Here is a 12,454-nt window from a genome sequence, read left to right as displayed (position 1 = left end):
CACCCCGGCTCACAACTTCAGGTCGAGCAACCCATCACCCAGATCCTCGTCAGACAACGTCTGCTGGATCAGGGCCCGATGCGCCTGCTCGCTCCACAATTCGAACTTGTCGCCCATACCGAGCAATACCGCCTTCTTCTCAATGCCCACCGCACCGCGGTGGCTGGCGGGGATGCTGATGCGACCGTTGCCGTCCAGCTCCAGATGGGCGGCCGAGCCGACCAGCTTCTGCTGCAACAGGCGCACGACGCGCTGGGTGTTGGGCTTGGACATCACATCGTCGCGGACCCGCTCCCATTCCGACTCTGCGTACAGCCACAGGCAGCCGGCTTCGAACGGGTTGTAGGTCAGTACGAGACGGTTGTTGCTGGCGCGCGCGACAAGGTCGCGGTAAGCGGTGGGAACCGCCATGCGCCCTTTATCGTCAACTGTGATGGCCGTCTCGCCCTGGAACACGACGCGTGCACCTATCCTTCGCCCGGTGAAACATTGAACCACGAAAACCCACAAAACACCCGGATTTCCCTCTGATGCCCACCTTAGCAGCGAGCCAAGGGTTGTCAACAACTTTTCAGCAGGGAAATCGCCAGCCGCATCAATGGCTTGCAACAACCTTTAGAGAATTGTTCAAGGCTTATCCACAAGTTGCTGATCCGTCTCAATTTTTGAGATTGAACGGAAGTTCAGGGGTGTGGACAGGGCGTGAAACATCGGCTGCGCATTCATCCAGAGCGGGCCAAAAACGGCGCCGGACTGCGCAAACCGTGCACAATGACGCCATGTGCCTGCTCGCTCTTGGCTGGATGCACCACCCGCGCTGGCGGCTGGTGATGACCGGCAACCGTGATGAGTTCCACGCCCGCCCGACGGCGGCGCTGGCCCCCTGGCAGGATGAGACCTCCGTCATCGGCGGACGCGACCTGCGCTCCGGTGGTGGCTGGGCCGGGGTGGGTGCTGCGGGCCGGACGGCGGTGGTCACCAATGTCCGCGATCCGCTGGCCGCCCAGACCGGCCCGTCGCGCGGCGCGCTGGTGGCTGACTTCCTTCGCGGCCGCGACCCGGCCGCCGTGCACATCGATCGCCTGGCGGCCGTGGCCGGCGCCTACGCCCCGTTCAACCTGCTGCTGGCCGACGGCAACAGCCTGGAGTACCTGGGCAACCACCCGGCCGAGCGCCAGACCCTCGGGCCCGGCGTACACGGCATGTCCAACGGCGCGCTGGACGCCCCCTGGCCCAAGACCCGGCGGCTGATGGCGGCACTGTCGGCCTGGCTGCAGTCCGGCAATGGCGGGCTGGCCCCGCTGTGGACCGCGCTGGCCGACGAACACCGCCCCGCCGACGGCGAGCTGCCCGATACCGGCATCGGCCTGGAACGCGAACGCTGGCTGAGCCCGGCCTTCATCCGTGGCGACGACTACGGCACCCGCGCCAGCACCGTGCTGTTGATCGATGCCGACGGCCACGGTGAGATCCACGAGCGCCGTTTCGGCCCGCAGGGCGTCGCACTCGGCCAGAGCCGCGTCGCCTTCTGACCCTGTACCTGTTTTCTGTGTCTATAAATGTCTACCTGCACGCCACACGATGACTGGGCGCGGTCCTGCCGCGCACCCGACCGATCCACAGGGAGTCATCGATGCGCCGCGTTCTCTTGCTTGTCGCCACCCACCTGCTCACCCTCGGCCTCGGCTTTGGCCTGGGCGTCTACCTGCTGCCGATCCTGATCGCCCCCGACGATCCGCCCGCCGCGCAGGTGCAGGACGCCATGGGCAAGGCCGCCTACCACACCACCTTCCGGCGCGACCTCGAGGGCAGCGATGCCGTGCACTGGGCCGAAGGCAAGGTCAGCGTCAGCGCCACCCAGGTAGCCTTCGACGGAAAGATGGGGCCGGGGCCGGACTACAAGGTCTACCTGGTGCACGGCTTCGTCGACAACAAGGCCGACTTCCTGAAGGTCAAGGCACAGTCCCGGCGGATCGGCGAGGTGAAAACCTTCAACCGTTTCCTGGTCGATGTCCCTGATGACGTCAACGTGGACGACTACACCACGGTCGTGGTGTGGTGCGAGCGCTTCTCGCAGTTCATTTCCGCCGGGCAGTACCGCACGCCGGGCTGAGGCCGGACATCATCCCGGTAGTGCCGGCCGCTGGCCGGCAACAGCACGATGCGTCTGCTGGTGAGGAGGTTGCCGGCCAGCGGCCGGCACTACCGATGCGCGGTTCATGCATATAGAAGAAGGAGGCGGAGCCGGCCGATAAGCCGGGTTCTGTCGTGGACAGTCATTCCTCTAGGCGTTACGTCACCGCAACGCTCAAGCAACCTACCCGGATCCAACGCGGGCCGCGCCAAAGGATCCCTATTTGGTCTTGCTCCAGGTGGGGTTTGCCGTGCCGGTCTGTTGCCAGACTCGCGGTGCGCTCTTACCGCACCATTTCACCCTTACCGGCCTTCCGAAGAAGACGTAGGCGGTATCTTTCTGTTGCACTTTCCGTCGGCTTTCGCCGCCCAGGCGTTACCTGGCACCTTGCCCTATGGAGCCCGGACTTTCCTCGGCACCCCCGAAGGGATGACGCGACTGTCTGGCCGGCTCCGCCAACGCGCATTCTAGCGCAAATGCCAACACCACCGCGCGCCACCCTTCCGATTCAGCTGCCTGCGCACTTCGGTCCATACGATCCACCCGCAACAGACGGTGATGTTCCATTTTGTCGGTCGATATTCAAAACAACCGACATTATGGAACAATGCCAACATGGCGGACGTCGAGGCCAAGGCCCGAAAACTACTGCAGCGTGCAGGCAGCCTGCGCGCCCGCGAGCTGGTGGCCGCAGGCATCGCCCGCGTCCAGCTGTCCCGTCTGGTCGAGGCCGGCGCGCTGATCCGGTTGTCGCGCGGCGTCTACGCGCTGCCGGGCAGCAACAACGGCGAGGCCGATGAAGGGCTGCGGATCATTGCAGAGCGCATGCCGAAGGTCCGCCTCTGCCTGTTGAGCGCCCTGCGTCTGCATGGCCTGACCACCCAGGCACCGTTTGAACTGTGGGTGGCCATCGGCAACAGCGACCGCCCGCCCCGGATCGACTGGCCGCCACTACGCGTGGTGCGCATGTCGGCAACGACCCTCCAGGCGGGGCTGGAAGAGCGCCGCGTAGGCGCACGCCGCGTATACGTCAGCAACGTTGCGAAAACCGTCGCCGACTGCTTCAAATTCCGCAATCTCGTGGGTCTCGATGTCGCAATCGAGGCCCTGCGTGACGCGCTTGGCAACCGCGTTACCACCCCGGATGCGTTGATGAAATATGCACGGCTCTCCCGCGTTGCCAGACTGATGAGACCGTATATCGATGCCCTGACGTGACCCCCTCTTCCCTGCTTCCTCTTCCCCACCGCGTGGCCTCGATCCGGCAGCGACTGCTCGATCACGCGCGCACTCGCGGCGACGACTTCCAGTTCGTGCTGGACAGGTTTGCCGTTGAGCGCCTGCTCTACCGGCTCTCCACCTCCACGTTCCGCGACCAGTTCCTGCTGAAAGGCGCCATGCTGTTCGCGGCGTGGTTCGATGCGCCGCACCGGCCCACACGGGATGCCGATTTCCTGGGATTCGGAAGCACTGAGCCACGTCACCTGCTGCACATCACGCGCTCGCTCTGCGCAATGCCGGGTAATGACGGGCTCCGCTTCGATCCAGAGACCATCACCCTCGACACCACCCGCGAAGAGGCGGCATACGAGGGCCTGCGCATGCGCCTGGTGGCCTATCTGGGGCATGCACGCTGCCATGTGCAATGGGACGTAGGGTTCGGCGACGCGGTGATCACCCCACCGCCGGAGATCATCTATCCGGTGATGCTGGACGAACTTCCCGCCCCCTGCCTGCGCGTCTATCCGCGCGAAACGGTGTTCGCCGAGAAGCTGGAGGCCATTAGCGCGCTGGGTATTGCCAACAGCAGGATGAAGGACTTTTTCGACCTGCTGGCTCTGGTACGTGAGGACGCCATGGATCGCGCCAGCCTCGCAGCCGCCATAGACGCGACGTTTGATCGACGCGGCACCCCTGCGCCGCCACCTCCACCCTATGGGCTGACCCAGGCATTCGCCGCAGATACCCAGAAGCAGGCTCAGTGGCGCGCGTTCCTGCGCAGGAACCGCCTGCCCGCACCAGACCTTTCCACGGTGCTGACCGAGATTGCCGACTATCTGGACACCCTCGACACAGCCGTACAGTCCTGACGCCGCAAGGCCCGGCGCTATCGGTTCCGCTCGGGTGGGTGCGGATTCCGCTCTGGTGGGTGCGGACCTTGGTCCGCATGATCCCTCAACTGCCGTACAACGCCTTGCGCGGTGCGCCGGTCAATTCGGCGGCCAGCTTGGCGGCCGTCGACGGCGGCAGGTGTTCGCTCAGCTTGGCGTAGACACGGCGGCCGTGCGCCAGCTGCGCTTCCTCATCATCGCCAGCACCCTGCACCATCACCACAAACTCGCCCTTGCGCTGGTTCTCGTCGCCTTCCACCTTCGCCAGCAGACCGGCCAGGTCGCCATCCAGCACGGTCTCGAACAGCTTGGTCAGCTCGCGCGCCAGCACCGCCGGGCGCTCGCCGCCGAAGATCGCGGCCATGTCGGCCAGGGACTCGGCGATGCGGTGCGAGGATTCGTAGAACACCATCGTGCGCACTTCGCCGGCCAGCAGCTGCAGGCGGTCACGGCGTCCGCTGGCCTTGGCCGGCAGGAAGCCCTCGAAGCTGAAGCGGTCACTGGGCAACCCGGCCACGCTGAGCGCGGCGATGGCCGCGCAGGCGCCGGGAATCGGGCTGACCTTGATGCCGGCCGCGCGCGCGGCACGCACCAGGCGGAAACCGGGGTCGCTGACCAGCGGCGTACCGGCATCGCTGACCAGCGCCAGCGATTCACCGGCCTGCAACCGCGACACCAGGCGCTGCGACAGCGCTTCCTCGTTGTGCTCGTGCAGGGCCACCAGCGGCTGCTGGATGCCGAAATGGGACAGCAGCTGGCCGCTGCGGCGGGTGTCCTCGGCACAGATGGCGGCCACCGAACGCAGCACCTCCTGCGCGCGCGGGCTCAGATCGGCCAGGTTGCCGATCGGGGTGGCGACGACGTACAGGGTTGGGACACTCATTTCAGCGGTACTCACGGGGCAAGGGTAGAATCGTAGCGTGTACCCGGCCAAGGCCGCTGCCCTCATCGCATGGACCCGATCATGAACAAGCCCGCCGCACGGATCTCCGCCCTGTCGTTGTCGCTGATGCTGCTGGCCGGCTGTGCCACCACCAGCCTAACCAGCACGCCCGATTCGCCGGCCCAGAGCCAGGCGCTGGCGCTGATCGAACAGGGCAAGCCGCGCGACGCCGCATTGCAGCTGGAAGGCCTGGCCGCCACCCTGCGCGGGGGCGCGCGCAGCAACGCGCTGGCCGACGCGGCCTGGGCCTGGCACCTGGCCGGCGACAGCGCCCGCGCGCGCAGCCTGCTCGGGCAGCTCACCGCCCGCCAGCTGACCGGCGCCAGCCTGCAGCGTTACCAGCTGACCGGTGCCGAGCTGGCGCTGGCCGACAAGCAGCCGGCGCAGGCGCTGGCGCTGCTGAAGGACTCCGCCGACAGCGTTGCGGTCGGCCTGCGCACCCGCTGGTTGCTGGCCCGTGCGCAGGCACTGCAGGGCACCGGTGATGCCTTCGGTGCCGCCACCGAGCGCGCCCGCGCCCATGCCAGCCTCACCGGCAGCGCCCGCAGCGACAACCAGGCCGCCATCGCCGGCCTGCTGGGCACCCTGGACGACGCCACCCTGCGCAGCCGTGCCGCCGCGTTGCCGGCCAACGACCCGCTGTACAACTTCGCCGGCCGTGCGCTGATCGCGCGCGGCCTGCCGCTGCCGCGCCCGTTCGACCGCGATGGCGCGGCCCAGTTCGATACCAGCAAGCGCCCGCCGGCACTGAGCGATGGCTACCGCCCGCCGGCCAAGCTGGCCGTACTGCTGCCGCTCAGCGGCCGCCTGGCCACTGCCGCGCAGCCGGTGCGTGATGGCCTGCTGGCCGCTTACTACGGCGAGACCCGCCGCCGCCCGGACATCAACTTCATCGACACCGCCGGCACCCCGGCCGGCGCACTGGCCGCGTATGACAAGGCCGTCGCCTCCGGTGCCGACTTCGTGGTCGGCCCGCTGGGCCGCGACGAAGTGGACGCGGTGTACGGCCGCCAGCAGCTGCAGGTGCCGGTGCTGGCGCTGAACCGCGGCAAGGATGCACCGCCGGCCGGTAGCGCCGGCTTCTCGCTGGCCCCGGAAGACGACGGCATCGTCGCCGCCGAATACCTGCGTGGCCGCGAGCGTGGCAAGGCACTGGTGATCAACAGCGCTGACGACACCGGCCGCCGTGCCGCCGCCGCTTTCGCGCAGCGCTTCGCCCAGCGTGGCGGCCAGGTGGTGGCCACGATCGGCGTAACCGATGCGGTGGGTGATGTGGGCGCGCAGGTGCGCAATGCCGGCCAGGTCGATGCGGTGTTCCTCGCCGTGCGTGCCCCGCAGGCGCGCCTGCTGGCACCGCAGCTGGCACTGGCCGGTGCCGGTGGCGCGACCCGCGTCGGCACCTCGCAGCTGACTGTCGGCAGCGGCAAGGTGGAAGAAGACGTGGCGCTGGACGGCATCGTCTACCCGAACGAAGCCTGGAACGTGCGCAGCGTGTCCGGCCTGCCGTCGGCCAGCCAGGTGGCCAGCACCCTGCCCAGCGCACGCGGTGCGGCTGGCCGCCTGTTCGCCTTCGGCGCCGATGCCTGGAAGATCACCGCCTACCTGGACAAGCTGTCCAACGAAGGCGGCCTGGACGGCGCCACCGGCACCCTGTTCCTGGACAGCAACGGCAATATCCTGCGCCAGCCGGCGTGGTCCACCTTCAATGGCGGCCGGCCGATGCCGATCGTCGGTGGTCGCTGAGCGCAGCCAACGAGGCTCGGCGGTGGAAGCCGCCGCCGAGCAGCATCTGCAACAGGCCGGGCTGCGCCCACGTGCACGCAACGTGCGCTATCGCGGCGGTGAACTGGACCTGGTGATGGACGATGCCGGCACCGTGGTGTTCGTGGAAGTGCGCTACCGCGCGCGTTCGGACTTCGGTGGCGGCGCCGCGTCGGTGGATGCCCGCAAGTGCCGGCGCCTGGCGCATGCTGCGCAGCTGTTCCTGCAGGACAACCCTGCGCTGGCCAATGCCCCCTGCCGCTTCGATGTGGTCGAAGCCAGTGGCGAACCGCCGCAGCTGCACTGGCTGCGTGATGCGTTCCGGCTGGATGACTGCTGATGGCAACCCTTCGTTTCGGTAGAAGCCGACCTTGGTCGGCGCTTCTGTGCCAACCAAGGTTGGCACCTACCAAAAGCGGACAGCCCGATAGCGGCCGACCTTGGTCGGCGCTTCTGTGCCAACCAAGGTTGGCACCTACCAAGAGCGCGCAGCCCGGCGGAGGCCGACGTTGGTCGGTGCCCACCAGGGCGCGCTTCCCCGTTGATACCCCTGCTTCCCCGCGAGATCCGTCATGAGTACCGCACTGCCCGCCGCACTGGTTGCCGAACTGTCTGCCCTGCTGGGCGCGGAGGGTTGGCGCATGGACGACAGCGCGCTGGAAGCGAACGCGCAGGACAACTCATGGCGCCACCAGCGCCCGGCGGCAGTGGCGCTGCCAGCCAACATCGAACAGGTGCAGGCGCTGGTGCGTGCCTGCCGCGCGCATGGCATCGCGTTGGTCGCACGCGGCGCAGGCACCGGCACCACCGGTGCGGCGGTACCGCTGCCGGGCAGCATCGTGCTGTCGTTCACCCGCATGGACCGCATTCTTGAAATCCGCGCGGGCGACCGCTGCGCGGTGGTGCAGCCCGGCGTGTTGAACGGCACGCTGCAGCAGGCATTGGCACCGCACGGCCTGTTCTGGGCGCCGGACCCGTCCAGCGCGGACATCTGCAGCGTGGGCGGCAACCTGGCCTGCAATGCCGGCGGCCCGCGCGCGGTGAAGTACGGCACCAGCCGCGACAACGTGCTGGGCCTGGTGGCGGTCACCGGCACCGGCGAGGTGATCCGCTGCGGCGGCGCCTACACCAAGGATTCCACCGGCTATGACCTCACCCACCTGCTTGTGGGCAGCGAAGGCACGTTGGCACTGATCGTGGAAGCCACCCTGAAGCTGACCCCGCTGCCGGTCAGCCAGGCCGGCCTGCGCGTGCTGTACCGCGATGCCGACGCCGCCGCCGCCGCCGTATCGCGGCTGATGTCGCAGCCGGTGGTGCCCACGCGCCTGGAATTCATGGATGCACGCAGCCTTGAATTGCTGCGGCTCAACGGCGCCGACGTGCCCGAGGCCGGCGCGATGCTGCTGGTCGAAGCCGATGGCGACCACGACACCCTGCCCTACCTGCTGCAGGCACTGGCCAGCGCCGCTGAAGGCGACGGCATGATCGCGCTTGACGTGGCGATGGAAGGCCGCGCGCGCGACCAGCTTTGGGCCGCGCGCAAGGCGCTGTCGCCCGCGCTGCGCAGCGTCGCCCCAGGCAAGATCAACGAAGACGTGGTGGTGCCGGTATCGCGCATTCCCGATCTGGTAGCGGGCGTGCAGGCACTGGCACGCGACTACACGCTCACCATCGTCACCTTCGGCCATGCCGGCAACGGCAACCTGCACGTCAACATCCTGTACCACCCGGACGACGCCGCCGAGAACGCCCGTGCGCATGCTGCGCTGCCGAAGATCTTCGAACTGACGCTGGCACTGGGTGGCACGCTCTCCGGCGAGCATGGCATCGGCCTGGCCAAGCGCGATTTCATGGCCAGGGCCTTCAGCGCGGAAACACTGGCGACGATGCGCGCGATCAAGGCCGCGCTGGACCCGGATGGCATCCTCAACCCCGGCAAGGTGCTGCCGCCGGCCTGAGGACGTACAACGCTTATGTAGAGTCGAGCTTGCTCGACTGTTGTCGGCCGCAGTCGAGCAAGCTCGACTCTACGAAGCGCAGCCGAGCGCACGTGCTGGGGTCAGACCCCATTGCCGTGGCAATGGGCTCTGACCCCGATCCTGCATTACCAGGTCAGGCGCACACCCACCTGCCCGCCCACATCGCGGAAGCCGTGGTCACCGCGCTGCATGCTCAGGCCACCCCATGCCCCCAGGCGCTGGCTGATCTTCAACTCGGCACCGGCCTGCACCTCATAGCGGTTGCGCGGCAGATCGGCCCGCAGCGTTTCACCCCGGAAGTCGATGGCATTGCGGCCACTGCTGCGCAACCAGTTCACGCCCAGGTACGGCTGCACCAGCGTGCCCATGCCTGCGCGCTGGCCGAACGCGCGCACACCCACGCGTCCGGCCAGCCCGCCTGCCTCTGCGCCATCAACCACCGTGCCGTTGCTTTCCACGTGTCGGTCGGCGCTGTAGTCGGCATAGGTCAGCTGCATCTGCGGCTGCACATACACGTTGCTGGACGCGCCCTGCCAAACGTTGAGGGTGTAACCCGCTTCCAGCGAGCCGCTGCGCATGCGCGAATCGTAACTTTCCTGGTCCAGCGCAGCGCCGTGCACGCGGTTGCTGAAACGCCCGTACTGCAGCTGCGCATCCACATACGCGCCTTCGCTGCCATCGGCCTGCTGAAGCCAGGTGCCGTACACCCCCACCGCCGTGCCGCGTACGCGGCCCTTGGCGCTGTAACCGGTAAGGTTGGAGACCACTGTGTTGTCGGCGCGGCCACTACCCAGCATCACACCCAGCACGGCATTGCCGCGCCGCCACACCTCCGTGCCGATCTGCAACACAGACGTATTTCCGTCCACCGACAGCTGCCCGCCCACCGCAGTGAAATCAGCATTGCTGCGGGCCACGCGCGCCCATGCGGCACGATCCTCGCTCATTGCCACCGCGCCCATGCGGTCGCTCAGACGGTGCGCGAACATGTTCACTGCCGCCGACTGGTTGGCCAGATAGGCACCCGCTTCCGGGCGCAGCACCGGCGGCGGGGTGACCGGATCGACCGGATCAACCGGATCAACCGGGTCTACCGGATCAACCGGGTCGATGGGATCGATCGGATCGATCGGATCCACCGGGTCCGGGTCCGGGCCGGGGTCCACTGCGCAGCCCGGTGCATTCGGATCCTCTTCGCAGATATCGAACCACTGCGAACGCAGGTACCAGTTGCCATCATTCGGGTCCAGCAGGCCACCCTTGAACAGGAAGTACTCGTAGGCACCGCCCACGGCGCGGCCGGCCAGTGCGTAGTCCGCAAGCGAATTGCCGTCGATGCGGATCAACTGAATACCATCGAAGGTGGGTGCGCCCACGCCGCCGATGTTGTTCACCACGATGGACGCATTGCCACTGGCGTCGCCGCGCACGTGCAGGCGATCGATGTCCGAGGTGTCACCGGCCAGCGTGCCATTGAACAGGAAGGTAGAGCCTTCGCTGTGCAGATCACCGTCCACCGTCAGCACGTTGAAGCGACCGCTGCCATCCGACAGTGCCAGCGTGCTGTCGCGCAGTGCAAGTTCCTGCACGGTGGCATTGCCATTGAGTATCCACTGGCTGCCGCCATCCAGTGCCATGCCCTGCACAAGATGGGACGCACCATACCAACCCGAGTTGTTGGTCAACTGCACATGCACTTCAGACTGCGGCACCAGGCCGGCATCTTCGTCCTCGGGGGTGATCACAATGTCGCCGATCATCACCGCGCCACTGTCCAGCTTCACATCGAAGCGCCCGGCCACAGCCGCATCCAGCGCCAGTGCAATGCCATTGCCGCCGGAGACCACTGCGCCATTGGCCAGGGTCAAACCGGGGTCGCGGCTGCTGCGCATCCAGATGCCACCGTGCTGTTCACTCATCAGTGAACCGCCATCGATGGAGAGCTTGCCATCGTTGTTCACCACCGCCGCCCACGCCCCCTCGCCTTCGGTGCGCACGTAGGTGTTGGTCAGGCTCATCTCTCCCGTACCACTGGCTAGAACGCCATAGGAACTGGCACCGTGCGTCGTTACCCAGCTGTCTGCCAGATTGACGGTTGCGCCTTCCCGCGAGATGACACCAATACCGCCCTCGCCGTGGGTCGTGATGACCGCATCCTGCGCGTCCACCACCGGGCGCAGCAGGAGCGATCCCTCAGCGAACAAACCATGGCTGTTGTAGCCGCGAGCAGTCAGCTGGCTTGACTGCAATAGAACGCGGCCACCACGGGCGTACAGCGCATTCTTCTGCGTACCGTCACTCACCACGGAGGAGCCACCACGAAGCGTGAGCGTTCCATCGTCCAACATGCGGATGCCGTCGCCCGCAGAGGCCTCGATGTGCGAGCCCTCTACCAACGCGGTGGCGCCGCGATTATTCAGATCCAGCCCCACGGCGGCGCCGCTGACGGTGCTTCCATACAGGAAGAGCTGGGAGTTCTCCTGCATGAAAATCCCGTGATGCCCGCTCACCTGCGTGCCATCCAGGGTAACCTTGCCACCGCGCGAGGCAAAGCTGATGGCCGTGCTGTTGCTGCCAGCGGTGTGGATGCTGCCGCCTCGCATGTCCACCTCACCGGCTACGTTCATTCCCGGCCCGGAGCGCGCATGGTTCAGCTGGATATCGACATTGTCCAGGCTGACACTGCTGCCCGCCGCAACGCCCACGCCGCTCGATCCCGCACCCGTACCGTTGATCTGCGAATCGGCCACGCTGACCTTGCTGCCGTTGCTGGCCGAAATGCCCTCACCGGCGGCGGCCATTTCAATGCGCACGCGCTCGGCCACGATCTCACCACCCGAAGCATCCAGCCCCTTGCTGGACGTGCCCTGCATTTCCACCACGCTGTCGCGCAGTTCGATGCGGCCGGACTGTGCGCTGACACCCTTTCCCAGTGCGCCATGCATAGTGACGTGGACGTTGGATGCGTCGATCACGCCGCCGTCGGTCAGCAGGCCTGCGCCTTCGCCGGCATGAATGTTGATGCGTGTGCCGTCCAGCTGCGCCTTGCCCCCCGTGCCCACTGAAACGCCGGCAGCACCGTAGCCCTGGGTGGTGATGCTGCCGCCACTCAACCTCAGGACACTGCCCCTGCCTTCAACGCGCGCAGCGGTGGCCCTCATGCCCTCGGTATGCAGGTTCACCTCACCCAGCGGAATGATCGAGCCGCCGTTGAGCACATGGAACGCGTGGCCAGCCGGGTTGCCCGGTTCAACCGGATCGGTGGTGCGGTAGTCGCCTGCGGCGGGTGTCTGCTCGTCACCATCGGCCACAACCTGCTGTGCATGGGCGGGTGCGGCCAGCGCGACTGCCAGGGCGAAGGCCAGCGCGCAGCGGCGGGGGTGCATCGGGTGGGTCATTGCATGTCTCCAGAAAACTGCGAAACATGCTGAATATGTGCATCTACGAGATGAATCGAATAGGTTGCAACAGCAGGTGCGACCCGTTGTCGCAGTGCTGTCCGCGCCCTGAACTTCGCTCCAGGGCA

General features: G+C 67.0%; 10 protein-coding genes and 1 other RNA gene. 7 read left to right on the top strand and 4 right to left on the bottom strand.

Translation table 11 applies throughout. The features are described from left to right. Nucleotides 1–9: 9 nt before the first annotated feature. Nucleotides 10–456 carry a division/cell wall cluster transcriptional repressor MraZ gene (gene mraZ, locus N440_RS01020; protein ID WP_004143635.1) on the bottom strand — a complete coding sequence of 149 codons (447 nt, stop codon included), beginning with the start codon at nucleotides 454–456 and terminating at the stop codon, nucleotides 10–12. Nucleotides 457–779: 323 nt separating this feature from the next. On the opposite strand from mraZ, the gene N440_RS01015 reads away from it, so the two are divergent. Next, complete coding sequence (locus N440_RS01015) at nucleotides 780–1,532, top strand: NRDE family protein (protein ID WP_133933823.1); 753 nt, start codon at nucleotides 780–782, stop codon at nucleotides 1,530–1,532. A gap of 101 nt (nucleotides 1,533–1,633) precedes the next feature. Further along, entirely contained in the window at nucleotides 1,634–2,113 is a 480-nt protein-coding gene (locus N440_RS01010) for a DM13 domain-containing protein (RefSeq protein ID WP_133933822.1), read from the top strand. A 123-nt stretch (nucleotides 2,114–2,236) separates the two neighbouring features. Here N440_RS01010 and rnpB read toward each other — a convergent pair. Then, an RNA gene (gene rnpB / locus N440_RS01005) (RNase P RNA component class A) lies at nucleotides 2,237–2,588 on the bottom strand. A 104-nt stretch (nucleotides 2,589–2,692) separates the two neighbouring features. Between rnpB and N440_RS01000 the strand changes: the two genes are divergently transcribed. Both N440_RS01000 and N440_RS00995 read left to right on the top strand, forming a co-directional pair. Beyond that, nucleotides 2,693–3,352, top strand: a complete 660-nt coding sequence (locus tag N440_RS01000; protein WP_243831273.1) for a type IV toxin-antitoxin system AbiEi family antitoxin domain-containing protein — start codon at nucleotides 2,693–2,695, stop codon at nucleotides 3,350–3,352. Then, on the top strand, nucleotides 3,349–4,224 hold the full coding sequence (locus N440_RS00995) for a nucleotidyl transferase AbiEii/AbiGii toxin family protein (RefSeq protein ID WP_208322774.1): 876 nt from the start codon (nucleotides 3,349–3,351) through the stop codon (nucleotides 4,222–4,224). Before N440_RS01000 ends, N440_RS00995 begins: the two co-directional genes overlap by 4 nt. 85 nt (nucleotides 4,225–4,309) lie before the next feature. Here the strand turns inward: N440_RS00995 and rsmI are convergent, their stop codons facing one another. After that, nucleotides 4,310–5,128 carry a 16S rRNA (cytidine(1402)-2'-O)-methyltransferase gene (gene rsmI / locus N440_RS00990; RefSeq protein WP_008265809.1) on the bottom strand — a complete coding sequence of 273 codons (819 nt, stop codon included), beginning with the start codon at nucleotides 5,126–5,128 and terminating at the stop codon, nucleotides 4,310–4,312. 81 nt (nucleotides 5,129–5,209) lie between these two features. Between rsmI and N440_RS00985 the strand changes: the two genes are divergently transcribed. The 3 genes from N440_RS00985 to N440_RS00975 all read left to right on the top strand — a co-directional run bounded on the left by N440_RS00985 (nucleotide 5,210) and on the right by N440_RS00975 (nucleotide 8,907). After that, nucleotides 5,210–6,931, top strand: coding sequence for a penicillin-binding protein activator (locus N440_RS00985; RefSeq protein ID WP_133933821.1), 1,722 nt, complete (start codon nucleotides 5,210–5,212; stop codon nucleotides 6,929–6,931). Then, nucleotides 6,921–7,289: a YraN family protein gene (locus N440_RS00980; RefSeq protein WP_208322773.1), complete on the top strand. Its 369-nt coding sequence runs from the start codon at nucleotides 6,921–6,923 to the stop codon at nucleotides 7,287–7,289. Before N440_RS00985 ends, N440_RS00980 begins: the two co-directional genes overlap by 11 nt. Before the next feature lie 232 nt (nucleotides 7,290–7,521). Next, a complete protein-coding gene (locus N440_RS00975) occupies nucleotides 7,522–8,907 on the top strand; it encodes an FAD-linked oxidase C-terminal domain-containing protein (RefSeq protein WP_133933819.1) in 1,386 nt (461 codons plus the stop codon). A 146-nt stretch (nucleotides 8,908–9,053) separates the two neighbouring features. Here the strand turns inward: N440_RS00975 and N440_RS00970 are convergent, their stop codons facing one another. Next, a complete protein-coding gene (locus N440_RS00970) occupies nucleotides 9,054–12,326 on the bottom strand; it encodes an autotransporter outer membrane beta-barrel domain-containing protein (protein ID WP_243831272.1) in 3,273 nt (1,090 codons plus the stop codon). Nucleotides 12,327–12,454 lie beyond the last annotated feature (128 nt).

Origin of the sequence: Stenotrophomonas sp. CC22-02 (assembly GCF_004365115.1) — a bacterium.
Classification (GTDB): domain Bacteria; phylum Pseudomonadota; class Gammaproteobacteria; order Xanthomonadales; family Xanthomonadaceae; genus Stenotrophomonas; species Stenotrophomonas forensis.
This window is presented reverse-complemented; position numbering and strand designations above follow the sequence as displayed.

What these genes read in the sequence shown, in the direction of transcription:
- N440_RS01015 (WP_133933823.1), top strand. Translation starts at nt 780, where the DNA reads ATGTGCCTGCTCGCTCTTGGCTGGATGCACCACCCGCGCTGGCGGCTG.
- N440_RS01010 (WP_133933822.1), top strand. Translation starts at nt 1,634, where the DNA reads ATGCGCCGCGTTCTCTTGCTTGTCGCCACCCACCTGCTCACCCTCGGC.
- N440_RS01000 (WP_243831273.1), top strand. Translation starts at nt 2,693, where the DNA reads ATGTTCCATTTTGTCGGTCGATATTCAAAACAACCGACATTATGGAAC.
- rsmI (WP_008265809.1), bottom strand. Translation starts at nt 5,128, where the DNA reads ATGAGTGTCCCAACCCTGTACGTCGTCGCCACCCCGATCGGCAACCTG.
- N440_RS00985 (WP_133933821.1), top strand. Translation starts at nt 5,210, where the DNA reads ATGAACAAGCCCGCCGCACGGATCTCCGCCCTGTCGTTGTCGCTGATG.
- N440_RS00975 (WP_133933819.1), top strand. Translation starts at nt 7,522, where the DNA reads ATGAGTACCGCACTGCCCGCCGCACTGGTTGCCGAACTGTCTGCCCTG.
- N440_RS00970 (WP_243831272.1), bottom strand. Translation starts at nt 12,326, where the DNA reads ATGACCCACCCGATGCACCCCCGCCGCTGCGCGCTGGCCTTCGCCCTG.